The 24,326-nt window shown below is 35.7% G+C and carries 36 protein-coding genes; 33 read left to right on the forward strand and 3 right to left on the reverse strand.

What is annotated here, in order from left to right; all coding sequences use genetic code 11:
* Positions 1-4: 4 nt before the first annotated feature.
* The 24 genes from rplE to LpgJCM5343_RS01610 all read left to right on the forward strand — a co-directional run bounded on the left by rplE (position 5) and on the right by LpgJCM5343_RS01610 (position 13,806).
* Positions 5-547 carry a 50S ribosomal protein L5 gene (gene rplE / locus LpgJCM5343_RS01495; RefSeq protein WP_003649462.1) on the forward strand — a complete coding sequence of 181 codons (543 nt, stop codon included), beginning with the start codon at positions 5-7 and terminating at the stop codon, positions 545-547.
* A 14-nt stretch (positions 548-561) separates the two neighbouring features.
* Positions 562-747, forward strand: coding sequence for a type Z 30S ribosomal protein S14 (locus LpgJCM5343_RS01500; protein WP_003647824.1), 186 nt, complete (start codon positions 562-564; stop codon positions 745-747).
* A 24-nt stretch (positions 748-771) separates the two neighbouring features.
* Positions 772-1,170 (forward strand): 30S ribosomal protein S8, encoded by a 399-nt coding sequence (gene rpsH / locus LpgJCM5343_RS01505; RefSeq protein ID WP_003647823.1) that lies wholly within the window; start codon positions 772-774, stop codon positions 1,168-1,170.
* A gap of 24 nt (positions 1,171-1,194) precedes the next feature.
* Positions 1,195-1,725, forward strand: a complete 531-nt coding sequence (rplF, locus tag LpgJCM5343_RS01510; RefSeq protein ID WP_003649461.1) for a 50S ribosomal protein L6 — start codon at positions 1,195-1,197, stop codon at positions 1,723-1,725.
* Between the two features lie 27 nt (positions 1,726-1,752).
* Positions 1,753-2,112 carry a 50S ribosomal protein L18 gene (gene rplR / locus LpgJCM5343_RS01515; RefSeq protein WP_003647821.1) on the forward strand — a complete coding sequence of 120 codons (360 nt, stop codon included), beginning with the start codon at positions 1,753-1,755 and terminating at the stop codon, positions 2,110-2,112.
* A gap of 17 nt (positions 2,113-2,129) precedes the next feature.
* Positions 2,130-2,654, forward strand: coding sequence for a 30S ribosomal protein S5 (gene rpsE / locus LpgJCM5343_RS01520; RefSeq protein WP_003647820.1), 525 nt, complete (start codon positions 2,130-2,132; stop codon positions 2,652-2,654).
* Between the two features lie 9 nt (positions 2,655-2,663).
* Positions 2,664-2,849 (forward strand): 50S ribosomal protein L30, encoded by a 186-nt coding sequence (rpmD, locus tag LpgJCM5343_RS01525; protein WP_024273012.1) that lies wholly within the window; start codon positions 2,664-2,666, stop codon positions 2,847-2,849.
* Between the two features lie 25 nt (positions 2,850-2,874).
* Positions 2,875-3,315, forward strand: coding sequence for a 50S ribosomal protein L15 (gene rplO / locus LpgJCM5343_RS01530; protein WP_003649460.1), 441 nt, complete (start codon positions 2,875-2,877; stop codon positions 3,313-3,315).
* Positions 3,315-4,610, forward strand: a complete 1,296-nt coding sequence (gene secY / locus LpgJCM5343_RS01535; RefSeq protein WP_003649458.1) for a preprotein translocase subunit SecY — start codon at positions 3,315-3,317, stop codon at positions 4,608-4,610. The genes rplO and secY overlap by 1 nt, the downstream gene beginning before the upstream one ends.
* An 11-nt stretch (positions 4,611-4,621) precedes the next feature.
* The gene (locus LpgJCM5343_RS01540) at positions 4,622-5,275 is read left to right on the forward strand and encodes an adenylate kinase (RefSeq protein ID WP_077959402.1); all 654 of its coding nucleotides are present in this window, start codon (positions 4,622-4,624) and stop codon (positions 5,273-5,275) included.
* A 73-nt stretch (positions 5,276-5,348) separates the two neighbouring features.
* The gene (gene infA, locus LpgJCM5343_RS01545; protein WP_003647816.1) at positions 5,349-5,570 is read left to right on the forward strand and encodes a translation initiation factor IF-1; all 222 of its coding nucleotides are present in this window, start codon (positions 5,349-5,351) and stop codon (positions 5,568-5,570) included.
* Positions 5,571-5,584: 14 nt separating this feature from the next.
* The gene (gene rpmJ / locus LpgJCM5343_RS01550; RefSeq protein ID WP_003647815.1) at positions 5,585-5,701 is read left to right on the forward strand and encodes a 50S ribosomal protein L36; all 117 of its coding nucleotides are present in this window, start codon (positions 5,585-5,587) and stop codon (positions 5,699-5,701) included.
* Positions 5,702-5,734: 33 nt separating this feature from the next.
* Positions 5,735-6,082 carry a 30S ribosomal protein S13 gene (gene rpsM, locus LpgJCM5343_RS01555; protein WP_003649457.1) on the forward strand — a complete coding sequence of 116 codons (348 nt, stop codon included), beginning with the start codon at positions 5,735-5,737 and terminating at the stop codon, positions 6,080-6,082.
* Between the two features lie 24 nt (positions 6,083-6,106).
* Positions 6,107-6,496: a 30S ribosomal protein S11 gene (gene rpsK / locus LpgJCM5343_RS01560; protein ID WP_003647813.1), complete on the forward strand. Its 390-nt coding sequence runs from the start codon at positions 6,107-6,109 to the stop codon at positions 6,494-6,496.
* A 45-nt stretch (positions 6,497-6,541) separates the two neighbouring features.
* The gene (locus tag LpgJCM5343_RS01565; RefSeq protein ID WP_003649455.1) at positions 6,542-7,480 is read left to right on the forward strand and encodes a DNA-directed RNA polymerase subunit alpha; all 939 of its coding nucleotides are present in this window, start codon (positions 6,542-6,544) and stop codon (positions 7,478-7,480) included.
* 26 nt (positions 7,481-7,506) lie between these two features.
* A complete protein-coding gene (gene rplQ, locus LpgJCM5343_RS01570) occupies positions 7,507-7,890 on the forward strand; it encodes a 50S ribosomal protein L17 (RefSeq protein WP_003649454.1) in 384 nt (127 codons plus the stop codon).
* 179 nt (positions 7,891-8,069) lie between these two features.
* Positions 8,070-8,918: an energy-coupling factor transporter ATPase gene (locus LpgJCM5343_RS01575; RefSeq protein ID WP_077959403.1), complete on the forward strand. Its 849-nt coding sequence runs from the start codon at positions 8,070-8,072 to the stop codon at positions 8,916-8,918.
* Complete coding sequence (locus LpgJCM5343_RS01580; protein WP_077959404.1) at positions 8,894-9,760, forward strand: energy-coupling factor transporter ATPase; 867 nt, start codon at positions 8,894-8,896, stop codon at positions 9,758-9,760. The genes LpgJCM5343_RS01575 and LpgJCM5343_RS01580 overlap by 25 nt, the downstream gene beginning before the upstream one ends.
* Positions 9,757-10,554 carry an energy-coupling factor transporter transmembrane component T family protein gene (locus LpgJCM5343_RS01585; protein ID WP_077959405.1) on the forward strand — a complete coding sequence of 266 codons (798 nt, stop codon included), beginning with the start codon at positions 9,757-9,759 and terminating at the stop codon, positions 10,552-10,554. The genes LpgJCM5343_RS01580 and LpgJCM5343_RS01585 overlap by 4 nt, the downstream gene beginning before the upstream one ends.
* A gap of 3 nt (positions 10,555-10,557) precedes the next feature.
* Positions 10,558-11,349 carry a tRNA pseudouridine(38-40) synthase TruA gene (truA, locus tag LpgJCM5343_RS01590; RefSeq protein ID WP_077959406.1) on the forward strand — a complete coding sequence of 264 codons (792 nt, stop codon included), beginning with the start codon at positions 10,558-10,560 and terminating at the stop codon, positions 11,347-11,349.
* 102 nt (positions 11,350-11,451) lie between these two features.
* Positions 11,452-11,895: a 50S ribosomal protein L13 gene (rplM, locus tag LpgJCM5343_RS01595; protein WP_003647806.1), complete on the forward strand. Its 444-nt coding sequence runs from the start codon at positions 11,452-11,454 to the stop codon at positions 11,893-11,895.
* A gap of 13 nt (positions 11,896-11,908) precedes the next feature.
* Complete coding sequence (gene rpsI / locus LpgJCM5343_RS01600) at positions 11,909-12,304, forward strand: 30S ribosomal protein S9 (RefSeq protein ID WP_003647805.1); 396 nt, start codon at positions 11,909-11,911, stop codon at positions 12,302-12,304.
* Between the two features lie 234 nt (positions 12,305-12,538).
* Positions 12,539-12,838, forward strand: a complete 300-nt coding sequence (locus tag LpgJCM5343_RS01605; protein ID WP_223891588.1) for a hypothetical protein — start codon at positions 12,539-12,541, stop codon at positions 12,836-12,838.
* A gap of 101 nt (positions 12,839-12,939) precedes the next feature.
* Positions 12,940-13,806: an NmrA family NAD(P)-binding protein gene (locus tag LpgJCM5343_RS01610; RefSeq protein ID WP_101890955.1), complete on the forward strand. Its 867-nt coding sequence runs from the start codon at positions 12,940-12,942 to the stop codon at positions 13,804-13,806.
* Between the two features lie 252 nt (positions 13,807-14,058).
* Here LpgJCM5343_RS01610 and LpgJCM5343_RS01615 read toward each other — a convergent pair whose 3' ends face one another.
* Positions 14,059-14,643 (reverse strand): DJ-1 family glyoxalase III, encoded by a 585-nt coding sequence (locus LpgJCM5343_RS01615; RefSeq protein ID WP_020807212.1) that lies wholly within the window; start codon positions 14,641-14,643, stop codon positions 14,059-14,061.
* A 275-nt stretch (positions 14,644-14,918) separates the two neighbouring features.
* Here LpgJCM5343_RS01615 and LpgJCM5343_RS01620 point away from each other — a divergent pair, with 275 nt between their 5' ends.
* Positions 14,919-15,608 (forward strand): histidine phosphatase family protein, encoded by a 690-nt coding sequence (locus LpgJCM5343_RS01620; protein WP_049161383.1) that lies wholly within the window; start codon positions 14,919-14,921, stop codon positions 15,606-15,608.
* A 26-nt stretch (positions 15,609-15,634) separates the two neighbouring features.
* Here LpgJCM5343_RS01620 and LpgJCM5343_RS01625 read toward each other — a convergent pair whose 3' ends face one another.
* Positions 15,635-15,958 carry an ArsR/SmtB family transcription factor gene (locus tag LpgJCM5343_RS01625; protein ID WP_003649440.1) on the reverse strand — a complete coding sequence of 108 codons (324 nt, stop codon included), beginning with the start codon at positions 15,956-15,958 and terminating at the stop codon, positions 15,635-15,637.
* A 97-nt stretch (positions 15,959-16,055) separates the two neighbouring features.
* On the opposite strand from LpgJCM5343_RS01625, the gene LpgJCM5343_RS01630 reads away from it, so the two are divergent.
* From LpgJCM5343_RS01630 to LpgJCM5343_RS01650, 5 genes are all read left to right on the forward strand, one after another.
* Positions 16,056-16,940: a cation diffusion facilitator family transporter gene (locus tag LpgJCM5343_RS01630; protein WP_101890956.1), complete on the forward strand. Its 885-nt coding sequence runs from the start codon at positions 16,056-16,058 to the stop codon at positions 16,938-16,940.
* Positions 16,941-17,005: 65 nt separating this feature from the next.
* Positions 17,006-17,263 carry a hypothetical protein gene (locus LpgJCM5343_RS01635; RefSeq protein ID WP_020807208.1) on the forward strand — a complete coding sequence of 86 codons (258 nt, stop codon included), beginning with the start codon at positions 17,006-17,008 and terminating at the stop codon, positions 17,261-17,263.
* A 1-nt stretch (position 17,264) separates the two neighbouring features.
* Positions 17,265-17,450: a hypothetical protein gene (locus LpgJCM5343_RS01640; protein WP_020807207.1), complete on the forward strand. Its 186-nt coding sequence runs from the start codon at positions 17,265-17,267 to the stop codon at positions 17,448-17,450.
* 18 nt (positions 17,451-17,468) lie between these two features.
* Positions 17,469-18,146 (forward strand): 2,3-bisphosphoglycerate-dependent phosphoglycerate mutase, encoded by a 678-nt coding sequence (locus LpgJCM5343_RS01645; RefSeq protein WP_035430044.1) that lies wholly within the window; start codon positions 17,469-17,471, stop codon positions 18,144-18,146.
* A 109-nt stretch (positions 18,147-18,255) separates the two neighbouring features.
* Entirely contained in the window at positions 18,256-19,191 is a 936-nt protein-coding gene (locus tag LpgJCM5343_RS01650) for an AAA family ATPase (RefSeq protein WP_003649435.1), read from the forward strand.
* A 66-nt stretch (positions 19,192-19,257) separates the two neighbouring features.
* On the opposite strand, the gene pepC is transcribed toward LpgJCM5343_RS01650, so the two are convergent.
* Entirely contained in the window at positions 19,258-20,607 is a 1,350-nt protein-coding gene (pepC, locus tag LpgJCM5343_RS01655) for an aminopeptidase C (RefSeq protein ID WP_048685634.1), read from the reverse strand.
* A 194-nt stretch (positions 20,608-20,801) separates the two neighbouring features.
* Here pepC and LpgJCM5343_RS01660 point away from each other — a divergent pair, with 194 nt between their 5' ends.
* The 3 genes from LpgJCM5343_RS01660 to gltX all read left to right on the forward strand — a co-directional run bounded on the left by LpgJCM5343_RS01660 (position 20,802) and on the right by gltX (position 24,313).
* Positions 20,802-21,353 (forward strand): dCTP deaminase/dUTPase family protein, encoded by a 552-nt coding sequence (locus tag LpgJCM5343_RS01660; protein WP_077959410.1) that lies wholly within the window; start codon positions 20,802-20,804, stop codon positions 21,351-21,353.
* Positions 21,353-22,732: a DNA repair protein RadA gene (gene radA, locus LpgJCM5343_RS01665; protein ID WP_003649432.1), complete on the forward strand. Its 1,380-nt coding sequence runs from the start codon at positions 21,353-21,355 to the stop codon at positions 22,730-22,732. The genes LpgJCM5343_RS01660 and radA overlap by 1 nt, the downstream gene beginning before the upstream one ends.
* An 81-nt stretch (positions 22,733-22,813) precedes the next feature.
* The gene (gene gltX, locus LpgJCM5343_RS01670) at positions 22,814-24,313 is read left to right on the forward strand and encodes a glutamate--tRNA ligase (RefSeq protein WP_003649431.1); all 1,500 of its coding nucleotides are present in this window, start codon (positions 22,814-22,816) and stop codon (positions 24,311-24,313) included.
* Positions 24,314-24,326 lie beyond the last annotated feature (13 nt).

The following is a 24,326-nucleotide window of genomic DNA, read 5'->3' on the forward strand; positions in this document are numbered from 1 at the left end:
GCACATGGCAAACAGTTTAGTAGAAAAATATTCAAATGAAATCGCACCAGCTATGAACAAAAAGTTTAATTACGATTCAGTTATGGAAATTCCTAAAATTGATAAAATCGTTTTAAACATGGGTGTCGGTGATGCAGTTTCTAATGCAAAGAATCTTGATGAAGCTGTAGAAGAATTGACTTTAATCTCAGGTCAAAAGCCTTTGATTACTAAAGCTAAGAAATCAATAGCAAACTTCCGTTTACGTGAAGGTATGTCTATTGGTGCTAAGGTTACCCTTAGAGGCGATAGAATGTACGATTTCTTGTACAAATTAATCAACGTTTCTCTTCCTCGAGTTCGTGACTTCCGCGGAATCAGTTCTAGATCATTTGATGGTCGTGGTAACTACACTTTAGGTATCAAAGAACAATTGATTTTCCCAGAAATCGACTACGACAAGGTAAACCGTGTTAGAGGTTTGGACGTTGTTATTGTAACTACTGCCAATACAGATGAAGAAGCTCGTGAACTTCTTACTGAGTTTGGTATGCCTTTTGCTAAATAATTTGGAGGACATTAATGGCTAAAACATCACAAATCGTCAGAAATCATCGTCCTGCTAAGTTTTCATCTCGTGAATACACTCGTTGCGAGAGATGTGGCCGTCCACACTCTGTTTACCGCAAGTTCAAATTATGCCGTATTTGCTTAAAAGACTTAGCACACAAGGGTCAAATTCCTGGTGTTAAAAAGGCAAGTTGGTAATTAACGGTAAAGGAGGCAAATTAAATGGTCATGACAGATCCAATTGCAGATTACTTGACTAGAATTAGAAATGCTAACATGGCAAAACACAGTTCTGTTGAGATTCCTGCATCATCAATGAAGAAATCACTTAGTGAAATCTTAAAGAACGAAGGCTTTATTCGCGATTACCAAGTTGAAGATGACAACAAACAAGGTATGATCAAGATCTTCTTGAAATACGGTCCTAATAATGAACGTGTTATTTCAGGTTTAAAGCGTATTTCTAAGCCTGGTTTAAGAAACTACGTAAGTGCAGAAAACTTACCAAAAGTTCTTAATGGTCTTGGTATTGCTATCATTTCTACTTCTGCAGGTGTGATTACTGATAAAGAAGCTAGAGAAAAGAACGTCGGCGGCGAAGTTATTGCTTACGTTTGGTAATTTTGACAGAAAGGAGAACTATTAATGAGCCGAATTGGTTTAAAGGTCATCGAGGTTCCTGAAAAGGTCACAGTTACCAAAAATGGTGACGACATCACTGTTAAGGGACCAAAAGGTGAACTTACTAGATACTTTGATCCACGCATTACCTTTGAACAAAAAGATGGAGAAATTCATTTTAGTCGTTCAAATGAAGCTGATAAAGCTCTTCATGGTACTGAAAGAGCAAATCTTGCTTCCATGATTGAAGGTGTAACTGATGGATATGTTAAGAAGTTAACTTTAGTTGGTGTTGGATACCGTGCAGTTGCACAAGGTAAGAAATTAACTTTAAATGTTGGTTACTCTCACCCAGTTGTATTTGAAGCACCAGAAGGTGTTACAGTTAAAACTCCATCAGCAACTTCAATTGAAATTGAAGGTATTTCAAAACAAGTTGTAGGTCAATTTGCGGCAGAAATTCGTGATGTTCGTCCACCAGAACCTTACAAGGGTAAAGGTATTCGTTACGAAGACGAATATGTACGTCGCAAGGAAGGTAAGACTGGTAAATAATAAATAGAAAATTTTTGAGGTGAAATTGTGATTTCTAAACCAGATAAAAACAAATTACGCTTAAAGCGTCATAAACGTATTCGTGGAAAGATTTCTGGTACTGCTGAGCGCCCACGCTTAAGTGTTTTCCGTTCAAACAAAAACATCTACGCTCAATTAATTGATGATGTAGAGGGTGTAACGCTTGCAAGTGCCTCAACAAATGATAAAAATATTTCAGCTGAAGGTTCTAAGATGGAACAAGCTGCTGAAGTAGGTAAAGCTTTAGCTGAAACTGCTGCTAAGAAGAACATTAAGAGTGTTGTATTTGATAGAAGTGGTTACTTATACCACGGCCGTGTACAAGCTCTTGCTGATGCAGCACGTGAAAACGGATTAGAATTCTAGGAAAGGAGAATTAACTAATGGCAAACCGCAACGATTCTCGTAGAGATTCTCGTAAAGATCGTAAAAAAGACGATATTGAAGATCAATTAGTAGCAATTAACCGGATCACCAAGGTTGTTAAGGGTGGTCGTCGCATGAGATTTGCTGCTGTTGTAATCGTCGGCGATAGAAAAGGTCATGTAGGTTTTGGTACTGGTAAGGCTCAAGAAGTCCCAGAAGCTATCCGCAAGGCTGTTGAAGCTGGTAAAAAGAGAATGATTAAGGTACCTACTGTTGGTACTACTATTCCACATGAAGTTATGGGCCATTACGGTTCTGGTAACATTATGTTGAAACCTGCTGAAGCTGGTTCTGGTGTTGCTGCTGGTGGTGCTGTTCGCATTATCATGGATTTAGCTGGTATTTCAGATGTTACTTCTAAATCACTTGGTTCAAATACACCAATCAATGTTATCCGTGCTACTATGGACGGTTTGAGTAAGTTAAAGACTCGTGAAGACGTTTTGAAACTTCGTGAGTCAGCAAAAAGCTTAGAAGATTAAGGAGATTAAATAATGGATTTAAAAGTTACCTTAATTAAAAGCGTCGCACACCGTCTTCCAAAACAAAGAAAGATTGTTAAAGCTCTTGGTCTTGGTAAGGTAAATAGCACTGTTGTTCTTCCAGACAACGCTGCAACTCGTGGCGCTTTATTGAAGATTGCTCACCTGATCTCAGTTGAAGAGGTTAATAAGTAATTAGAATCCAAGGAGGTGCCAATTAATGAAGCTTAATGAATTAAAACCAAATGAAGGTTCACGTCGCAACAGAAAGCGTGTTGGTCGTGGTACTTCTAGTGGTTACGGTAAAACTGCTGGTCGTGGTCAAAAGGGTCAATTAGCTCGTACTGGCGGTAAAACACGTTTAGGTTTCGAAGGTGGTCAAATGCCATTATTCAGAAGAATGCCTAAGCGTGGTTTCAAGAACGTTAACCGCAAAGAATACGCTATTATTAATTTAAATGATTTAAATAGATTTGATGATGGTAGCGAAGTAACTATCGATACATTAAAATCATCAGGTTTAGTTAAAAAAGAACTTGCAGGAGTTAAGTTGTTAGCTAACGGTGAATTAAAGGTTAAGTTGACTGTAAAAGTTAATAAAGCCTCAGAAGCTGCTAAAAAAGCTGTTGAAGCTGCTGGCGGAACTGTTGAGGTGATCTAATGTTCTCGACCTTGAAGAACGCCTTTAAGGATAAAGATATTAGATCTAAAATCTTTTTTACACTCTTTATCCTGTTGCTTTATCGAATCGGAGCTAATATAACAGTTCCGGGAGTTAATGCAAAAGCTATTACACGGGTTGCACAAACTGGTTTAGTCCCAATGTTGGATACAGTCAGTGGTGGTGGATTAGATACATATTCAATCTTTTCTCTAGGTGTTTCACCTTATATTACTGCTCAAATTGTTATTCAATTACTCCAAATGGATATTGTTCCTAAGTTAGTTGAGTGGGGAAAGCAAGGAGAAGTTGGAAGACGAAAGACAAACCAAGTAACACGCTATCTTACTTTAGTAGTTGCTTTTGTTCAAAGTCTTGGAATTACTCTTGGCTTTAACGTTTTAACCGAAATGGGTTTAGTTAAAACGCAAACTCCTCAAACCTATATTGAGATTGCCATTATTATGACGGCTGGGACTATGCTTTTGACCTGGCTGGGTGATGAAATTACTGATAAAGGTTTAGGAAATGGTGTATCTGTAATTATTTTTGCAGGTATTATTGCCCGTCTTCCTAATGGAATTTATCAACTATTTAAAGATTTCATTATTAATAATAGTGCTAGCGATCGTTGGCAGGGGATTTTGTTCTTCATCGCGATCATTATTGCCATTTTACTAGTAACTCAATTTGTTACATGGTTTCAACAGGCTGATTTGCGAGTACCTATCCAGTATACTCGTAGGGCAGCAACAAGTGGCTCCGAAAGTTTCCTACCTTTAAAGGTTAACGTCTCTGGAGTTATTCCAGTTATTTTTGCCAGTTCCTTTATTATTACACCAGCTACAATTTTGATGGCTTTTCAAAGATCTCATGGAAATGAACAATGGTTTAAGATTTGTAATCAAATATTTAGTTTACAAACTACACCAGGTGCATTAATTTATACACTTTTGATTATTTTGTTCACTTTCTTCTATGCCTTTGTTCAAGTAAATCCAGAAAAGTTGGCTGAGAACTTGCAAAAGCAAGGAGCCTACATTCCTAGCGTTTGGCCAGGAAAAGATACACAAAAGTATGTATCTAAAATTTTAATTAGATTATCAACAGTAGGTGCGGTATTTTTAGGACTTGTTGCCTTGCTGCCGCAGCTTGCTACAAATATTTTTGGTTTACCAAGTTCAATTGGACTTGGCGGAACAAGTCTTTTAATCGTTATTGGTGTTGTTTTAGAGTTAGCCCGTCAAGTTGATGGACTACTAATGAAGCGCGAATACGTTGGATTTATTAGATAGTAAGGATAAAAATGATTAATTTAATTCTTTTAGGATTGCCTGGTGCAGGCAAAGGAACAGCTTCTGAAAGCATTGTAGATAAATATCACTTAGCACATATTTCTACAGGTGATATGTTCAGAGAAGCTATGGCTAATAAAACTCCAGTTGGTTTAGAAGCTAAAAGTTATATTGATAAAGGCGATTTAGTGCCAGACGAAGTTACTGCTAAGTTAGTTGAAGAACGTCTTAAGCAACCTGACACTAAGAATGGATTCATCTTAGATGGATTTCCAAGAACCACTGTTCAAGCTGAACTTCTTGAAGGTATAACTAAACGGTTAGAAAAGCCGTTAACTAATGTAATTGCAATTGATGTTGATGAAGATGTTTTAATCAAGCGCTTATCAGCACGCTACATTTGTAAAAATTGTGGTGCAACTTACAACAAGATTTCAAATCCAACTAAAGTAGAAGGTACTTGTGATCGTTGCGGAGGACATGAATTTTTCCAACGCGAGGATGACAAGCCAGAAGTTGTTAAAAATCGCTTAGAAGTTAACAAGAAGATGAATACTCCTCTTCGTGATTTCTATGAAGAAAAAGGAATTCTTTCAACTGTTAACGGTGAACAAACTCCGGAAAAAGTATTTGAAGACATTGACAAAATCTTAAGTAAAGATTAGTCTCTTATTGTTTTTTTTACATTCCGTGTTATAATGCCTAAGTGTGACTATTTGTTCATGTGGAGGAACAATTTTGGCAAAAGAAGATGTCATCGAAGTTGAAGGTAAGGTAGTTGATACCTTACCTAATGCTATGTTTAAAGTTGAATTAGAAAATGGTGCAACAATTTTAGCTCACGTTTCTGGTAAAATTAGAATGCACTACATTAGAATTTTACCTGGTGATAGAGTAACAGTTGAATTATCACCATATGATTTAACCAAGGGTAGGATTACGTATCGTTTTATTAAGTAATTACGGAGGCAAACATGAAAGTTAGACCATCTGTTAAACCAATGTGTGAACATTGCAAGATTATCAAAAGACATGGTCGTGTTATGGTGATTTGCTCTGCAAACCCTAAGCACAAACAACGTCAAGGTTAATAGTTATATATTTTTATTAGGAGGTGCAATTTAATGGCACGTATTGCTGGTGTTGACTTACCCAGAAATAAAAGAGTTGTAGTCGCATTAACTTATATCTATGGTATTGGTGAATCAACTGCAAAGAAGATTTGTAAAGATGCTGGTATTTCTGAAGATATTCGTACTAATGACTTGACCCCAGAAGATCAAGAAAAATTACGTAGCGAAGTAGATAAGTACCGTGTTGAAGGTGACCTTCGTCGTGAAGTTAGTCTTAACATTAAGCGTTTAGTTGAAATTGGTTCATACCGTGGTATTCGTCACCGTCGTGGATTGCCAGTTCGTGGACAAAATACCAAGAATAATGCTCGTACTCGTAAGGGTTCAAAGAGAAAATAATTTATTAAATAGGAGGTTAAGTTAATGGCTGCAAAGAAAACAGCACGTAAACGCCGTGTAAAGAAGCATGTTGAAAGCGGCGTTGCTCATATTCATTCTACGTTTAACAATACCTTGGTCATGATTACTGATGTACAAGGTAACGCAGTCGCATGGTCTTCCGCTGGTGCTTTAGGTTTCAAGGGTAGTCGTAAGTCTACACCATTTGCTGCTCAAATGGCCGCAGAAGCAGCTGCAAAGTCTGCAATGGATCAAGGCATGAAGCATGTTGAAGTTTCAGTTAAAGGACCAGGTGCAGGTCGTGAAGCTGCTATTAGAGCACTTCAAGCTGCAGGTCTTGAAATCACTGCTATTCGCGACGTTACTCCAGTGCCGCACAACGGTTCCAGACCACCAAAACGTCGTCGTGTCTAGTTTATTCCTGCGTGCAGGACATTACGTTTTGAAAGGGGCCCAGTAATGATTGAATTTGAAAAACCAAATATTACCGTAGTAGACCAAGAGGAGGCATACGGTAAGTTTGTTGTCGAACCACTGGAACGCGGTTTCGGGACTACTTTAGGTAACTCACTCCGTCGAGTTTTACTTACTTCTATTCCAGGTACGGCACTTTCTTATATTCAGATTGATGGTGTGTTACATGAATTTTCAACAATTCCTGGCGTTAGAGAAGACGTCACAAAAATTATTCTTAATTTGAAGAAACTAGAGTTAAAGTCACTCTCAGATGAAGAAAAAATTGCCGAAATCGATGTAACTGGTCCAGCAATCGTAACTGCTGCTGACTTAAAGGTCGACTCTGATATTGAGGTCTTAAATCCAGATCAATATATTTGTAGTATTGCTGATGGTGGCCATTTGCATATGAACGTTGCGATCAAGAATGGTCGTGGTTATGTTCCCGCAAGTGAAAACAAGACTGATGACATGCCTATTGGCGTCATCCCCGTTGATTCACTCTTTTCACCAATCAAAAAAGTTAACTACCAAGTTGAAAGTGCTCGTGTTGGTAAAAGAGACGATTATGACAAATTAACTTTAGAAATTTGGACTGATGGTTCAATCACACCTAATGATGCCCTTAGTTTCGCTGCGAAGATTCTTGTAGAACACTTCAAAGTATTTATGTCTACTGATATGGATGCGCAGTTTGATGATGTAATGGTAGAAAAAGAGGACGATAAGAATGAGAAAAAGCTTGAGATGACGATCGAAGAGCTTGACTTATCTGTTCGTTCATATAACTGCTTGAAACGTGCAGGAATTAATACTGTTCAAGAATTAACTGATAAATCTGAAGCAGATATGATGCGCGTACGTAACTTAGGACGTAAGTCATTAGAAGAAGTAAAGAATAAACTTGCCGAACTTGGTCTATCACTTCGTCAAGATGACTAAGTTGGAAAAATAAGGAGGGAAAACTCATGGCATACCGTAAATTAGGTCGCGATAGTGCACATAGAAAAGCAATGCTTAGAGAAATGACTACCCAATTGATCATGAACGAACGCATTGTTACTACTGAAACCCGTGCTAAAGAAATCCGTAAAACTACCGAAAAGATGATTACTTTGGGTAAACGCGGTGATTTAAGTGCTAGAAGAAAGGCTGCTGCTTTTGTTCGTAATGAAATTGCTGATATTCATGAAGAAAAAGATGCAGTTGTTGTAAAATCAGCACTTCAAAAACTTTTCAGTGACATTGCACCTCGTTACAAAGACCGTAATGGTGGTTACACTAGAATGTACAAGTTAGCTAACCCACGTAAGGGTGATGCTGCTCCAATGGTAATCATTGAATTAGTTTAATTGCGCAAAATATAATATTATTTTATAAATCTTTCACAAAAGCGAGAATAAGCGTGATGATGGTGGCTTTTGCCTAGTCTAGCTTAGATGTTAAATCATCCCTCTTTGTGGATGATTTTTTTTTGCTCTTTTTTTATAATTGATACAATGACATATTTGAAAAAGAGAAAGTGATATTTATGAAAGACAATATAGTAACCGTCGAGCATCTTTCTTTTACTTATAAAGACAGTGAGGAACCTGCAGTAAAAGATGTTAGTTTTTCAATTCCTAAAGGTACTTGGACCACTTTGGTTGGTCATAACGGAAGTGGAAAATCAACTATTGCTCGTTTATTGAATGGTATTCTTTTACCAGATGATAATCCTAATACTTTGATCAATATCGATGGTATAACTCTAACTGAAAAAACTATGTGGGATATTAGAGATCGTGTGGGAATTGTATTTCAAAATCCTGATAATCAGTTTGTGGGAGCTACGGTTGAAGATGATGTAGCTTTTGGTTTAGAGAACCGTCAAGTCCCTCGTACCAAAATGAAAAGCATTGTTCAGGATGTACTTAATCAAGTAGAAATGATAGCTTTTCAAGAAAGTGAACCCCAATATCTTTCTGGTGGTCAAAAGCAAAGAGTTGCTATTGCAGGAATTTTAGCAATTGGTCCGAAATTGATAATTCTAGATGAATCAACGAGTATGCTTGACCCAGCAGGAAAGTCAAAAATTCTTAGGCTTATAAAAAAATTACAAAAAGAAAATGAGCTAACAATATTTTCAATTACGCATGATATTAATGAAGCGGTGCACGCAGACCAGATTTTAGTTTTAAATAAAGGCAGCTTGCTGGCTAGCGGTTCGCCTGGAGATATATTTAAAGATGATTCTCTTATTAGAAGCGCGGGGTTAGATCTTCCTTTATTTTATAAAATAAAAAATAAGCTAATAAATGAAGGAATAGGTATCCCGCAAGAAGTCAATACTGAGGAAAAGTTGGTGAACTATTTGTGTCAATTGAATTCAAAAATGTAGATTATATTTATGCGCCAGAAACTCCATTTCAGACTCAAGGATTAGCTGATATATCTTTTAAAATAAAAAGTGGCTCATTTGTTGCAATTGCTGGTCATACGGGAAGTGGTAAATCTACCTTAATGCAGCATTTTGATGGCTTATTATTGCCAAGTAGTGGAGCAGTTAATATTGATGATAAGACTATAACTTCTAACACTTCTAGCAAGTCTTTAAAAGAAATTAGAAAAAAAGTTGGTTTAGTATTCCAGTTTCCTGAAAGCCAATTGTTTGAAGAAACAGTTCTTAAAGATGTCATGTTTGGACCGCTTAATTTTGGCTTTTCGGAGCAAAAGGCTAAAGAACAAGCTATTGAGTGGATAGAAAAAGTGGGTTTATCTGAGCAAGTTATGAATAAATCTCCCTTCGAACTTTCTGGTGGACAGATGCGCCGAGTAGCAATTGCTGGCGTAATGGCTTATGAACCAGACATTTTATGTTTGGATGAACCAGCTGCTGGCTTAGATCCTGAAGGACAGAAGCAAATGTTTGATATATTTAAAAATTATCAACAGGAAGGACATACTGTCATTTTGATCTCGCATAATATGGATGATATCAGTCAATATGCAGATGATATGCTGGTTCTTGAACATGGTCGTTTAATAAAGCATGCAAGTCCAAAGGAAGTTTTTTCTGATCCTAACTGGGTAAAGGAGCATTTTTTAGATGAGCCTGCTACTAGTAAATTTGCTAGAGAATTAGAAAAGGGTGGCTTTCAATTTTCAGAAATGCCTTTAACTATTGATTCTTTAGTAAATAAAATTGCGAATGAATTAAAGGCGAAAGGAGGAAATGAATGAGTAAAATTATTATCGGTCGATATATTCCTGGGAATTCTGTCGTCTATAAGATGGATCCAAGAGGGAAAATAATCGCTACTTTTTTGTTTATTGTCATTATCTTCCTAGCTAATAACTGGTTATCCTATCTCTTTCTATCTTTTTTTACTTTACTTGCTGTTGGAGCAACTAAATTAAAACCAAAAGTATTTTGGGATGGAGTGAAGCCTTTAATTTGGCTGATCCTTTTTACATCAGTTTTACAGCTATTTTTTACTACTGGTGGAAAAATCTATTGGCATTGGGGAATTTTTAATGTTAGTGAATACGGCATTCAAAACTCTATTTTTATTTTTATTCGTTTTGTAATGATTATTTTAATTTCTACCGTTCTCACTCTGACAACAACTTCATTAGAAATTGCAGATGGAATGGAATGGATTCTAAGACCTCTTGGCTACTTAAAAGTTCCTGTAGCCCAGATTGCACTTGTAATGTCGATAGCACTCCGTTTTGTACCGACTTTGTTAGATCAGGCTGTTAGAATTATGAACGCTCAGAGGGCACGTGGAGCAGATTTTAATAGTGGTGGATTAATTAAAAGAATTCATGCAATTATTCCAATTTTAATTCCTTTATTCATTAGTTCCTTAACAATTGCAATTGATTTAGCTACTGCAATGGAAGCTAGAGGCTATCGAGAAGGGACAAAAAGGACGCGCTATCGTGTTTTAAAATGGTCAAAGTATGATTGGATTAATCTGGGATATTTTGCCCTCTTGACGCTGATTTTATTACTTACAAGGACATATTAAATAATGACTACGAGATATAAGTTGACAATGGCATATGATGGACACCTTTTTCATGGCTTTCAAATTCAGCCTAAGGAGCGGACTGTGCAAGGCGTAATTGAAGAAGCACTAAAAAAGATGACCAAAGGAAAACGGGTAGTGGTGCATGGATCTGGAAGAACTGATGCTGGTGTTCATGCTAAAGGTCAAGTTATCCACTTTGACTATCCAGGAAAAGAAATTCCAGCTAAAAATATGATGCTTGCTCTAAATGCATTAATGCCAATTGATACAGTTTTTTTTGATAGTGAAATTGTTAATTCAGATTTTCATGTGCAATATTCTACTAAAGGAAAATGGTATCGCTATATTGTAGATCAACATCGTTTTACTGATCCTTTTAACCGTTTTTATACGGGACATTATCCATATCCGTTAGATATTGATTTGATGCAGAAGGCTGCTAAAGACTTGATCGGAAAACATGATTTTACTAGTTTTGCAGCAAGTGGTGGACAAATTGTTGATAAGGTACGAACAATTTATTACGTAAATATCACTTCTGATCCAGATAATAAAAAAATTATTTTTGATTTTATTGGAAATGGATTTTTATATAACATGGTTAGAATTTTAGTTGGTACTTTACTGGAGATTGGTAATAAAAAACGTCCAGTTGATGATATACCGAGAGTTTTAGCAGCAAAAGATCGACAAGAAGTTCGCACAACAGCACCAGCAAGTGGATTATATTTGCAGCATGTTTTTTATGAAGAAGTTCCTAAAAAATATCGATTAGACCTTAAAAAAGATTGACTTTTTGAGCAAAACGACGTAAATTAGTATACGTATGTTTGTCCACGATAGGCCCCGGAAACTTATTGTTTGTCAAACAGAAGAAAAACGGAGGAATTTAAAGTGCGTACTACCCCATTAGCTAAAACTAGTGATATTAAACGTAAGTGGTATGTTATCGATGCGACTGATGTTTCACTTGGTCGTTTATCAACTGCTGTAGCATCAATTTTAAGAGGTAAGAATAAGCCTCAATATACACCAAATGTAGATACTGGTGATTATGTTATTGTTGTTAACGCAGGTAAATTAAAGTTGACTGGTAAAAAGGCAACTGATAAGATCTACTACCACCACTCAGATTACCGTGGTGGTTTAAGAGCTACTCCTGCCGGTGAATTATTAGCTAAGAACCCAGTAAGATTAGTTGAATTATCTGTAAAGGGCATGTTGCCAAAGAATACTCTTGGTCACCAAGAATTCATGAAGATGCATGTTTACGCTGGTGAAGACCACGAACACGCAGCACAAAAGCCTGAAAAATTAGACATCAACGAATTAATCTAGGAGGTTTTAAATAATGGCACAACAAGCAGCTTACGCTGGAACTGGTCGTCGTAAAGATTCTGTTGCCCGCGTACGTTTAGTACCAGGTAACGGTCAAATTACCATTAACAAAGAAGACGTAACTAAGTACATTCCATACCCTAACTTGGTTCAAGATATGAAGCAACCATTAGCATTAACTGAAACTGAAGGTCAATACAACGTTGAAGTTAATGTTAACGGTGGTGGTTTCTCAGGACAAGCTGGTGCAATTCGTTTAGGTATTGCACGTGCACTTCTTGAAGTTGACCCAGATTTCCGTGGTCCACTTAAGAAGGCTGGCATGTTAACTCGTGACCCAAGAATGAAGGAAAGAAAGAAGCCAGGTTTGAAGAAAGCCCGCAAAGCTTCACAATTCTCAAAGCGTTAATATTTATATTACGTTTTTATCGAAAAGACATCTCGAAAGAGGTGTCTTTTTTTGTCAGGTGTAATTATTCAATATAAAAATATTATGTTTTTAGAGAGTTAAAACTAATAATAGGGAATAATAATGATTATATACACTAAATATAAATTTAATGGTGAAGTATTCTTTTCAAGATTTTTCAATTTTGAAGAGATAATGGATCGTAAATATAGTTGCTTGGGATAAATGACTCGAGTGACTATAAAAGGTGGAAAGACTTATGAAGGTTTTGCTGATGAACCTTATTTGTCAGATAAAGGTAAATGTTTAACTTTAATATGGTATGATATCGATTATGGCACTTTAGGGTTAAGAAGTGGTAAAGTAACCACAATATTTATACCGTTAGACATAATTATTGGAATTGAGTCAATTTTACACAGTAATCCACGTTGGGGACATCCACCAATTAATGAATTTATTTTTAGTAGTGAGTTAAGATCAAAATTAATGGAATTGCATGAAAAATATATGCAAAGTGAGAGAAAAAAGTAGTCTAATGAACTATACTTTTAAACTTCGCTTAAGAAATTGTGAAGGTTTTGAACTATAATAATATAGACAAGTTATCCTAAGAAAGGTTCTATATTGTTTACATGAAATATTTAATTACCGGAGCAACAGGTAACTTAGGTGAAAAGGTTACTCGTTGGCTTAGAACTATGACTCCCGAAAATAATATTCGAGTTGGAATTCACAATTTAAAAAAAGCGAATAAGTTTGACGACTTAGATGTTGAAAAGATTAAACTAGATTACTTTGATTTAGATACACTTGAAAAAGCAGTTTCTGGCGTTGATTTGGTTATTTATATTCCTAGTATTACTTATGATTTGCAGAGAAGAATCACAGAATTTGAAAATGTACTGCAAGCTGTGAAAAAGGCAAAAGCAAAGTTGATTTTTGTCAGCTTTTTTGCGGACCAAGAAAATAATCCCTTTGTGATGTCACCATTTTATGCTTATGTTCCAAGGCGACTAGCTAGTTCCAAGGTCGAATATAGTATTGTTAAAAATAGTCTTTATGCTGATCCTTTAGTTCCATATCTTGAAGAATTAATTAAGTGTAAGAACATTATTTATCCTGTTGGTGCACAACCACTTTCTTTTATTACTCGAAATGATAGTGCACATGCGATTGCATGCCTAGCTATGCAGTCTATAATGCGTGACCAAGGTCAGTCTTATTTACTAAGTATGGATAAAAACTATAATATGGTTGAATTGTCCTACATCATGTCGCGAATTACTGATCATAAAATTGGTTATGCACCAGTCACAATTACTGAATTTGCTAAAATTTATGCCCAAGAAGGCGATGGAAAAGAATTAGCATCAATGTATGCTGGTGGTGCAAAGGGCCTATTAAGCGAAACATCAGACGATTTTCATCGCTTAACTGGACGTGAACCAGAAGAGATGGAGCATTTTCTGCGAAACGGCTACCAGATAGCTCGTTTATAAAAGAATTCTATATTAATACATAATATTTCAAGTTAAAATAAAAGATGTTATACTATAGATAGTAAGTGCTGAGAGAAAATTAATTGTAATTAAAGTGTAGATGCAGAGCTGAGTAAGACCGTAGGCATGCTAGTAATACACAGACTTTTAGCTTAGGGATGAGGGTAAAAGTCAACTTCTTATTTTAACTGTTATATACGAAAGAAGAGATCAGACATTAAAATCTGATCTCTTTTTCGTGAAGTTTATTAATTAAAGACTAGCATTAATATTCTTAGCCAAGTAGTCGTAAAGCATACCTTTCTCTAAGTCACTGGTATCATGTCCGAGTGTCCGAGCGATAGTGTAAGCATATGCCCAAGCAGTAGCTGGACCACGACTAGTGATAATTTTATGTTCTTGGTCAACAACAGTGATGTCAGTGCTAAAGTGACCATTTGGACATTCTTCTTCGATTTGTTTTTCAAAGCCTGGATAACAAGTATAGTTAGCACCTTCAAGTAAACCGTAGTGCCCTAAAGCGATTGGAGCTGCACACATTGCGGCATCCCACTTACCTGCTTTATTTCTTTGAATCATCAAGTCTGCAAGCTTTTTATTATTTCTTAAATTCAAAGCGCCAGTTCTGCCACCAGGGAAGGCAACAAGATCATAATCAAGAAGTGAGTCATCCACAACCTTATCACAGGTAAGTAAGATATGATGATCACCATCAATTTCTTTTTTATCTAGACCGACCATGTCGCAGTCAATATTTAAACGACGTAAGACATCAACGACACTTAAGCCTTCAACTTCTTCACAACCGTCTGCAAAGACAACAGCTACTTTTGTCATAAAAAAGTCCTCCTTTTTAGTAATTACTATACATTCTTATTTTAACGCAATGACTTTATCTTTTTTTATTTGAAGATTGAAAAAAATAACTAAAAATTGCGTATATAAATATAGAGAGGAAAATGAAAGAATGGGTGAGGATCTTGTAGTAGAAAATATGTGAAACACTAAATATAGTATTGATTTTTAAAATACTTGAAATAACGCAGTATTCTGTTAACATTGAGATAATTGTAATAAAATTTGTGAAACAATTTAAGGAAAGAGGGTAAAAAATGGCTACTGAAGTTTATTTAGTAAGACATGGAGAAACGATGTTTAATCAGTTGAATAAAGTTCAAGGGTGGGCTGATTCTCCATTGACTGTAAAAGGAATTAATGATTTAAAAGTAACTGCTGCTAATTTATCTCAGGTTCACTTTGATAAAATGTATAGTTCTGACTTGAAGCGAGCCATTGATACGGTTCACTTAATTGCAGATACAAATGAAGTTTCAGAAATTGGCAAAATAAAAAAGCTTCCAGCCTTTCGCGAGGTATTTTTTGGAACTTTTGAAGGCGACGATATTGATGAAACTTGGAGAAAAGTTGCGAAAGCTGGTGGCATGAAACCAACGAGTGATGTGGTAAAAATTATTCAGACACTTGGTATTCATGATTTTCGCGAAGCTACTAAAAAAGCTGATCCCCGTCACTTAGCTGAAGACGCCGAGGCACTAGATGATCGCATGGATCAAGCAATTAGTCAATTAGCACAAGAAACTAAAGGATTAGGAAGAGTATTAGTAGTATCTCATGGTGACTTTATCAAGACTCTAGGTATTAAATATTGGGATCAAGCAAGTGGTGACCATGATATTCCATTTCCTGATAACGGAAGCGTTACTCGAGGAATTATTGACGATAATGGAAAATTTAGAATTATTAATTATGGTGTAAAAAATACTGATATTCCAAATTTATAAGATGTAACTAGTTTGTTGCATCTTTTTTAGTATAGGTTAGAGGGATGTTCTTTAGCGGTATGTTCAACATGCTCAATCATTGCGTCGATCATTGATAAGACATCAGGATCATTTAAAAAGTAAAAAACGTGTGTCCCATGCTTATGATGTTTAACTAGATTGTACTTTTCTAAAATTCCTAATTGTTTTGACACGACGGGTTGAGCCAATTCAAGTGTAGTTGCAATTGTTGAAACATCGACTTCTTTAGAAGAATTGCGTAAGAAAAATAAAATTGAAATTCGTCTGCTATTACTCAAAACCTTGTATATCTTAGCTGCTTCGTTAACTAGGGATGTGTTTAAACTCATTATGATCACCAAACCTCATTGACAATATATCGAAAATGGAATATTATACTTTCTGCATATAAGTATACCAGATTCGATATATTTATGGAGAAAAAACATGAAAGATAAATCATCATTACGCTATTTTTGGGTAACACTATTAAATATTATTATTACAATTGCTGAATTTATTGGTGGGGCAATTTCTGGCTCGTTAGCTTTGCTATCTGATGCTGTGCATAACTTAAGTGATGTCGGTTCGATAGTTTTAGCTTTTGTAGCTAATTCAATTTCTAAAAGAAAAAGAAATACTAGCAAAACCTTTGGTTATGATCGGGCCGAAATTTTAGCAGCTTTTACTAATGGAATTATTTTAATTGTAATTAGTATCTATTTATTTATTGAAGGGATTCAACGCTTCAGCCATCCAGAACCGATTAGAGGGACAATTATGTTGATTGTTTCTTTAATCGGTCTAGCCGCAAATGTCATTTCGATGTTTGTAGTTATGAAAGAGGCTAAGACTAGTCTTAATGCTAAAGCTACCTTTTTAAATATGCTTTCTGATGCAATTACGAGTGTAGCGGTAGTTTTAGGCGCAATTGTTATTTCGATCTGGAAAATTTATTGGATTGATCCAGTATTAACAATCGCTGCGTCGGTATTTTTACTCAAAGAAGCATATGAAGTAACAATTAAGGCAGCTAATATTTTGATGGAGACAAACCCAAGTATCGATTTGAACAAGGTAAATGAGTTAGTCTTGTCTTGTCCACATGTGAATAATATTCACCATGTCCATGTCTGGCAATATTCAGATAATGTGACAATGCTAGATGCTCACATTAATGTGGATAAGAACTTAGATGCTGTTCAGCTAGAAAAAATCTATACAGAAATTGCAAAAAAGTTAAAATCTCTTGGAATTAATCATGTAACATTGCAAGCAGAATGCACGCGCGGAATTGATGATAAGATGATTTTTGCAGATAAAGAAGATTAGTTATTCTGGTTTTGCTGCTATTTGGTAAAATAGGGGCAAAGCCTTTTATTTTTAGGGAGAAAAAAATGAAGTTCGATACAGATGACTTAAAAGCAAGCCTAAAAAATTATCAACAAAAAGCTAGTGATCAATTTAAAGATTTCGCTGAAAACGATTGGCCTGACATTAAAGATCATGTGACAGAAAAAGGACAACAAGCGGGCGACTATTTGAAGAAAAATGGTGGAAAAGTTTATCAAAATTCTGTTAAAGCTTTTAAAAAAGGCGTTAGAGATCTTGATCAGTGGGTAAACGGAACTAGCGTACATAAGGACGATAAATAATATGAAAGTAAATATTTGGGTAGCATTAATTGTCTTGGTAGTTGGTTTATGGGACTTATATTATGCTTATAATCGTTATCAAGAAAAGAAGATAACTAAAAGAGGTAGTAAAGCAGACGCTATTTCTTTTGCAATTTTAGGGACAATTTTTACAATTGGCGGAATTATTATGCTGTTTATGCATTAGGATTAGGTGGTAAGAATTTTGGTTAAGTTGGTTTTAGTTCGACACGGCGAGAGTATAGCAAATCGGGACAATGTTTATACTGGCTGGAATGATGTGCCATTGAGTAAAAAAGGAATTGAACAAGCAAAAGATGCGGGACTCAAAGTAGCAAAAATTCCTGACTTTGTGCCAACTCATATTCATACTTCCGTTTTGTCGCGTGCAATTATGACTGCAAATATAATTGCGGATGTTTGTAGTTTTCTCTATTTACCAATTACTAAAACTTGGCGCTTAAATGAAAGACACTATGGAGCTTTGAGAGGTATTAATAAAGATGTTTCAAAGAAGATCTTTGGTAAAGAACAAGTATTAAAGTGGAGACGTGGGTTTGATAGTGTACCACCGCTTTTAACTCAGCCCGTTCAAGACCGCAGATATCAAAAGTATGATATGCGCTTAATGCCGCAGGGAGAAAGTTTGCATCAAACTCAAGAACGATTGATGCCATATTTTTGGGATCATATTGCACCTGAATTAATGTCCGGCCATGATCAATTGATTGTAGCTCATGGCTCAAGCTTGCGCGCTCTTATTAAAAAAATTGAGGGTATCAGCAATGAGGATATTGTGAAGGTTGAAGTTCCAAATGCAGAACCAATTGTTTATACTTTTGATTCTGACTTGCATATTATTAAAAAAGAAATTTTACACTAAGCGAGCAGACTTTCGGTCTGCTCCTTTTTTAATAGTTTGTATAGGTGGTTTTATGGTAAAATTTTTTACGAGTATATTTGAACAAATTCTTGTAGAGTAGGAGAAAATAATGCGTAAAATATTTTTATTAAGAGGAGCACCAGGATCAGGTAAATCTTCCTTCATTGCTCGTCACCACTTGCAGCCTTACGCTATTTCTCGTGATGAAATTAGGCTGCTCTTGGCGGATTTGACGGTCTATTATGAAGAAAGTACTGATCATTTGCACCAAGTTATTCCTCGTCATGTAACTGTGCGTACAGAGCAAATGGTTGATAATTTGGTCCAGCATAAAATGGCCTACGGCGAAACTGTCATTGTCGATGGCACACATATCACACCTGATAAAATTGAACATTTTCGTCCTTGGGTTGAAAAATATCGCTACGAACTATTTGTAGTTGATTTAATGCAAAATAATAGCTTAGAAAGCTTACTACGCAGAAATCAAACTAGAATGCACTATGACTGGGTTAAACCTGATGTAATTAAGATGATGTATGAACAATATGAAGCAAATCCAGAAGTACCATCTTGGGCCTATTCGATTTTACCCAATGGGATGGAAAGAGCTTTGAGCCAAAGGGAAAAGAACCTAGATCATTATTCACATGTGGTTTGTATACCAGATAAGGTTAAGCCAGAAGATTTTCCACATGTTCATATTTCTAATTTTTATTTTTCTTTTAATGATGAATTTACTAGAAAATATGGAACTTATCGAAATGTTATAACCTTAGCTAAGACTCAGGATGAGGTAATTGAACAATTTAGACTTCCATATTTTGTATTTAAGTTCCACCACAAGCATTTCTTAATTTCTGCTTATCCAATTCGAAATGAAATGTTAGATCCTATTCGAAAAGTAAAAGGAGTTTGGTCTTACTCGACTGGGCTATATAATGTAGCTGATTTTGTAAAAGAATTTCCAGAAAATGAACATCAACATGTTCATCAGTTCAATTTAAGTAAGATTGACCCTACTCGCTTGCTACATATTTGGTAAAAAAAAAACACTTCAAACTGTATTCTTAACAGTTGAAGTGTTTTTTGCTTGTTTTAAGAGTTAAAATTAATAGTTTTTAGCTAAAGCGCCCATTGGATCCCAAGGAAGTAATTGAATTGGGGCTTTGCTTCCTTCATCAAATGCCTTCTTTAAGTCGTCGCTAAGGTATTTCTTGTTGATAACTGCTTGGTAAACAAATTTATCAAACCATTTATCACTCATGACAAAGTAACCTTTAAATCCTGGTTTTTCGCCCCAAGAATTTTCAATCTTCCACTTAGTAGGTTTGCCATCTACTAAGTCAACACCAGTAATAACCATGGCGTGATCCATCATGCTTTCCCCTGAATCAAGCATATCAGCTTTTGACATATCAAAGTTAACATCAAATAAATCATCACGCTTGTATAATTCGGTGTCTAGTAAACCGGCTTGGCGTTCAGAGTCCTTAACAACATTTGAACCAAACCAAACAACTTCACCATTTTTAAGTTGTTTGATAATTAAGTCCTTCATTTCATCAACTGGTAAATTCAAGTGACGAACTTGACGACCGCCTTCAACATTTCCTAAGTATTCAACAGAAAATACCTTATGGAAAGGCTTATCTTTAGTTGGTGCATTAATTGTGGAAATGTATTCGCTCAAGTCCCAGTTAACATATTTCTTGAAGAAGTCTTGTGGACTCAAGTCAGCATCTCTGTGGTAATTACCATCATCATCTTTATATTCAAAATCAAATTGCTTAGGTGGAACACCAAGAGAAATTGCTAAAATACGGTAAACTTCGCGAAGCATTTCATTCTTGCGTTCTTGAACTTCCGCTTCACTCTTACCAGCTTGAACCATCTTACGTAATTCAAGACCATCTTTTCTAAGTAAAGTATTCAAGGTATCGTTTAATGCACTAGAGTTAGTTGCATTAGCTGTTTCTGGGTAAACTTTCTTAGGAACAATACCGTATTTTTCAATAATTCCGCAAAGCATATCCCATTGACCACCATCTTGTTGCGGAGTAGCAAATAGGAAAGCAACTTTACGATCGCCTAAGTCCTTGTCAGCAGTAGCGATTACATTTTCAAAGAACCAGTTTGATTTTTCAAATTTATCCCAGAAGTTAGTGTAGTTTTGAGATAATTCAAAATCTTTAATTTTGAAGTTCTTTTGAATTGAATGACGCATAGTGTTTAAAGCACTGAACATCCAGCAACGGCCAGATTGTTTTTGGTTAGCAACTTTACCAGTATCAATTTCGATTGAAAAAGTTGGATCTAAATCAATCTTAGTTTGTAAATTTTGACTAGCCTTGAAAATACCGTTTTCTTGAGCAGCACGAGCTGCAATTTTGTTAGCTTTACTTGAGTTAAAGTCATTTTCAAAGTCATTAATAAGATCGTTTGTGATTTCCTTACTCATAGTCTTCCTCCTTAATTAAAAAAAGCTTAAGTATATTTTAACTTAAATTAAAGATAAATGTCTAGTGATTGAGAAAAAGAATATTGGTTCATAAAATTTATTAAAAAAATAAATGATTTTTTTCGTATATATAATCAGGGACATCTTACGAGAATTAACGTAAAATATAGGTCTAGGAAAAAGAGGGGAAAATAATGAAAAAACGTGGTTTTGAAATAGTATCTAAATATCATAATGCAGGCTTGCACTTGCCGCAAAGACAAACAATTGCCAGTGCAGGTTATGATTTTGAATGTGCGCAAGATATAGTTTTACCATCAATTTGGTGTATGAATTTTGTTAGAATTTTCAGATTAATTAGAAATAGCCATGAGCTGAATGAACGAGACCTTGAATTAGCAGAAAAAGTTTTAAAGCCTTTTTTAGTACCAACGGGAATTAAAGCCTATATGCCAGAAGATGAAGTTTTGATTCTTGCCAATCGCTCGTCGAACACTTATAAGCGTAATGTTACCTTGCCGAATGGGATTGGAGTAATTGATAGTGACTATTATAATAATGAAAAAAATGAAGGTGAGATTTACTTTCAGATGATTAATTACGGAGTTCGTCCACTAAAAATTAAGAAAGGCGAACGAATCGGTCAAGGAATTTTTATGCCTTATCTAAAAGCTGATAATGATGAACCAGTTCAAAGACAACGTCTTGGCGGATTTGGCTCTTCTGGAACAAGGAATGAGGAATAATGGCAAAAGTTAAAACACGTTATAAGTGCCGCAATTGTGGTTATATTTCAGCTTCTTATTTAGGTAGATGCCCTAATTGCGGTGCCTGGAATCAATTTGAAGAAGAGACGCAAGAAGTAAAAAAAGTATCAACTAAGGCAACTGCTAGTCGCTTAATGACTAAAATTGGAAATAATGATCCAGTAAAATTAAATGAAGTAAAAGCTGAAAAAGAAAAAAGAATTGTAACTCCTTTTGAAGAACTAAATCGAGTTCTAGGAGGCGGAATAGTTCCGGGTTCTTTAGTTTTAATTGGTGGAGATCCTGGAATTGGTAAGTCAACTTTGATGCTTCAAATTACCGGTGCTTTAGCTAAAGAGCATAGTGTTTTATATGTTTCAGGAGAAGAGTCGGCTAGTCAGATAAAGATGCGAGCTGATCGTTTAGGTGTAAGCAACAGCGGAATTTTGCTTTATCCTGAAACCAATATGCAGAATATTCGCGAACAGATTGATGAAATTAAGCCGGATTTTTTGGTAATCGACTCTATCCAAACAATGAATGAGCCATCTCTTGATTCGATGGTTGGATCAGCTTCTCAAGTTCGAGAAGTTACGAGTGAGTTAATGAAGATTGCCAAGAATGATCAGATTACTACTTTTGTTATTGGACATGTGACTAAAGAAGGTGCAATTGCTGGCCCTAAGATTATGGAACATATGGTTGATACTGTACTTTACTTTGAAGGGGATGGCCACCATTCATATCGAATTTTAAGGTCTGTCAAAAATCGTTTTGGTGCAGCTAATGAGATTGGTATGTTTGAAATGAAAAATGAAGGACTAACAGAAGTAAATAATCCTTCAGCGATTTTCTTAGACGAACGTTTACCAAATTCTACAGGTTCAGCAGTTGTCGTTTCGCTTGAAGGAACAAGGCCACTTCTAGCCGATATTCAAGCTTTGGTAACTCCAACTGCCTTTGGCTATGCTAAAAGAACTACTTCGGGGTTAGATTTCAATCGTGTAGCCTTATTATTAGCGGTTTTAGAAAAACGTGGTAACTTAATGTTACAAAATCAAGATGCATTTTTAACGGCAACAGGTGGAATTAAATTAAATGAGCCAGCGATTGACTTGGCAATTTGTATGGCTGTAGCTTCTAGTTATAAAAATAAAGAAATTTCTTCTACTGATTGTTTTGTAGGCGAAGTTGGCTTAACCGGTGAAATTAGAAGAGTTAATCAAATTGAAGCTAGAGTTAAAGAAGCTGCTAAAGTAGGCTTTAAGCGAATTTTTATTCCAAAACATAATTTAACTACTGAGCTTAAGAATAATTCTGAGATTGAAGTAATTGGTGTAGCAAGTTTGCCGCAAGCTTTAAAACTGGTTTTTAATTAGAAGATAGATTGAACTTTTGCTCGTTAAAAGTTACACTTAAATGGATGAATTTTAATAAATTTTGAAAGAGGCGCTTTAATTTTGGCAAAACAAAAAATCCGTGTTCGTTACGCACCAAGTCCAACAGGTCACTTGCATATTGGTAACGCACGTACTGCATTATTTAACTATTTATTTGCACGTCATAATAAAGGGACTATGGTCTTAAGAATTGAAGATACTGACCAAAAACGTAATGTTGAAGGCGGTTCTAAGTCCCAAATGGAGAACTTGCACTGGTTAGGTATTGACTGGGATGAAGGTCCTGATAAGGGCGGCGACTTTGGCCCTTACCGCCAATCAGAGCGTAAAGATATTTACAATAAATACATTAAGCAATTAATTGATGAAGGTAAGGCTTACTATTCATACAAGACTGAGGAAGAACTAGAAGCACAACGTGAAGAACAACGTGCAATGGGAATTGCTCCTCACTACACTTATGAATACGAAGGTATGACCGCTGATGAAATTAAGCAAGCTCAAGCAGATGCAGAAGCAAAAGGCTTAAAGCCAGTTGTTCGTATTCACATTCCCGAAAATAGAACTTATGCTTGGGATGATATGGTTAAGGGTAAAGTATCATTTGAATCTGATACTATTGGTGGCGACTTTGTTATCCAAAAACGTGATGGTATGCCAACTTATAACTTCGCAGTTGTAATTGATGACCACTTAATGGAAATTACTCACGTTCTTAGAGGAGACGACCACGTAGCTAATACTCCTAAGCAATTAGTAGTTTATGAAGCACTTGGCTGGGAACCACCTAAGTTTGGTCATATGACTTTGATCATTAACTCTGAAACTGGTAAGAAGCTTTCTAAGCGTGACGAATCAGTTCTTCAATTTATTGAACAATATCGTGACCTTGGTTACTTGCCAGAAGCAATGTTTAACTTTATTACTTTGCTTGGTTGGTCACCTGTAGGTGAAAGCGAAATTTTCTCACAAAGAGAACTAATTAAGTCATTTGATCCTAAGCGTTTATCTAAGTCACCAGCTGCTTTTGATCAAAAGAAGCTTGAATGGATTAATAACCAATACGTTAAGAAAGCCGATCGTGATGTTTTATTAGATCTTGCTTTGAACAACTTACAAGAAGCAGGATTGGTTGGCAAAGAAATTTCACCTGAAAAGATGGAATGGGTTCGTCAATTGGTAAATATTTACGCTGTTCAAATGTCTTACACTAAGCAGATTGTTGATATTACTAAGATCTTCTTTGAAGAAGCTCCAGAATTATCTGATGCAGAAATCGAAGAGATTAAGAAAGACGACGCTCGTCCTGTAATTGAAGAATTCAAGAAACAATTAAATGCAATTCCTCGCTTTACTGCTGTTCAAGTAATGAACGCAATTCAAGCTACTCGTCATGAAACTGGCGTTAAGGGTAGAAAATTATTTATGCCAATTCGAATTGCTGCTACTCGTTCAATGGTTGGACCTGGTATCGGTGAAGCTATTGAATTAATGGGTAAAGAAAAAGTTAACAAGCACATTGATTTAACTTTGAAGCAATTAAGCGATTTAGGTCTTTAATTATTTCTGATAA

It is taken from the genome of Lactobacillus paragasseri (assembly GCF_003584685.1).
Lineage (GTDB): Bacteria > Bacillota > Bacilli > Lactobacillales > Lactobacillaceae > Lactobacillus > Lactobacillus paragasseri.

Excerpts from the sequence above, each read along its gene's own strand:
- rplE (WP_003649462.1), top strand. The coding sequence starts at position 5 with ATGGCAAACAGTTTAGTAGAAAAATATTCAAATGAAATCGCACCAGCT.
- LpgJCM5343_RS01500 (WP_003647824.1), top strand. The coding sequence starts at position 562 with ATGGCTAAAACATCACAAATCGTCAGAAATCATCGTCCTGCTAAGTTT.
- rpsH (WP_003647823.1), top strand. The coding sequence starts at position 772 with ATGGTCATGACAGATCCAATTGCAGATTACTTGACTAGAATTAGAAAT.
- rplF (WP_003649461.1), top strand. The coding sequence starts at position 1,195 with ATGAGCCGAATTGGTTTAAAGGTCATCGAGGTTCCTGAAAAGGTCACA.
- rpsE (WP_003647820.1), top strand. The coding sequence starts at position 2,130 with ATGGCAAACCGCAACGATTCTCGTAGAGATTCTCGTAAAGATCGTAAA.
- rplO (WP_003649460.1), top strand. The coding sequence starts at position 2,875 with ATGAAGCTTAATGAATTAAAACCAAATGAAGGTTCACGTCGCAACAGA.
- secY (WP_003649458.1), top strand. The coding sequence starts at position 3,315 with ATGTTCTCGACCTTGAAGAACGCCTTTAAGGATAAAGATATTAGATCT.
- LpgJCM5343_RS01540 (WP_077959402.1), top strand. The coding sequence starts at position 4,622 with ATGATTAATTTAATTCTTTTAGGATTGCCTGGTGCAGGCAAAGGAACA.
- rpmJ (WP_003647815.1), top strand. The coding sequence starts at position 5,585 with ATGAAAGTTAGACCATCTGTTAAACCAATGTGTGAACATTGCAAGATT.
- rpsM (WP_003649457.1), top strand. The coding sequence starts at position 5,735 with ATGGCACGTATTGCTGGTGTTGACTTACCCAGAAATAAAAGAGTTGTA.
- rpsK (WP_003647813.1), top strand. The coding sequence starts at position 6,107 with ATGGCTGCAAAGAAAACAGCACGTAAACGCCGTGTAAAGAAGCATGTT.
- LpgJCM5343_RS01565 (WP_003649455.1), top strand. The coding sequence starts at position 6,542 with ATGATTGAATTTGAAAAACCAAATATTACCGTAGTAGACCAAGAGGAG.
- rplQ (WP_003649454.1), top strand. The coding sequence starts at position 7,507 with ATGGCATACCGTAAATTAGGTCGCGATAGTGCACATAGAAAAGCAATG.
- LpgJCM5343_RS01575 (WP_077959403.1), top strand. The coding sequence starts at position 8,070 with ATGAAAGACAATATAGTAACCGTCGAGCATCTTTCTTTTACTTATAAA.
- LpgJCM5343_RS01585 (WP_077959405.1), top strand. The coding sequence starts at position 9,757 with ATGAGTAAAATTATTATCGGTCGATATATTCCTGGGAATTCTGTCGTC.
- truA (WP_077959406.1), top strand. The coding sequence starts at position 10,558 with ATGACTACGAGATATAAGTTGACAATGGCATATGATGGACACCTTTTT.
- rpsI (WP_003647805.1), top strand. The coding sequence starts at position 11,909 with ATGGCACAACAAGCAGCTTACGCTGGAACTGGTCGTCGTAAAGATTCT.
- LpgJCM5343_RS01610 (WP_101890955.1), top strand. The coding sequence starts at position 12,940 with ATGAAATATTTAATTACCGGAGCAACAGGTAACTTAGGTGAAAAGGTT.
- LpgJCM5343_RS01615 (WP_020807212.1), bottom strand. The coding sequence starts at position 14,643 with ATGACAAAAGTAGCTGTTGTCTTTGCAGACGGTTGTGAAGAAGTTGAA.
- LpgJCM5343_RS01620 (WP_049161383.1), top strand. The coding sequence starts at position 14,919 with ATGGCTACTGAAGTTTATTTAGTAAGACATGGAGAAACGATGTTTAAT.
- LpgJCM5343_RS01625 (WP_003649440.1), bottom strand. The coding sequence starts at position 15,958 with ATGAGTTTAAACACATCCCTAGTTAACGAAGCAGCTAAGATATACAAG.
- LpgJCM5343_RS01630 (WP_101890956.1), top strand. The coding sequence starts at position 16,056 with ATGAAAGATAAATCATCATTACGCTATTTTTGGGTAACACTATTAAAT.
- LpgJCM5343_RS01635 (WP_020807208.1), top strand. The coding sequence starts at position 17,006 with ATGAAGTTCGATACAGATGACTTAAAAGCAAGCCTAAAAAATTATCAA.
- LpgJCM5343_RS01640 (WP_020807207.1), top strand. The coding sequence starts at position 17,265 with ATGAAAGTAAATATTTGGGTAGCATTAATTGTCTTGGTAGTTGGTTTA.
- LpgJCM5343_RS01650 (WP_003649435.1), top strand. The coding sequence starts at position 18,256 with ATGCGTAAAATATTTTTATTAAGAGGAGCACCAGGATCAGGTAAATCT.
- pepC (WP_048685634.1), bottom strand. The coding sequence starts at position 20,607 with ATGAGTAAGGAAATCACAAACGATCTTATTAATGACTTTGAAAATGAC.
- LpgJCM5343_RS01660 (WP_077959410.1), top strand. The coding sequence starts at position 20,802 with ATGAAAAAACGTGGTTTTGAAATAGTATCTAAATATCATAATGCAGGC.
- radA (WP_003649432.1), top strand. The coding sequence starts at position 21,353 with ATGGCAAAAGTTAAAACACGTTATAAGTGCCGCAATTGTGGTTATATT.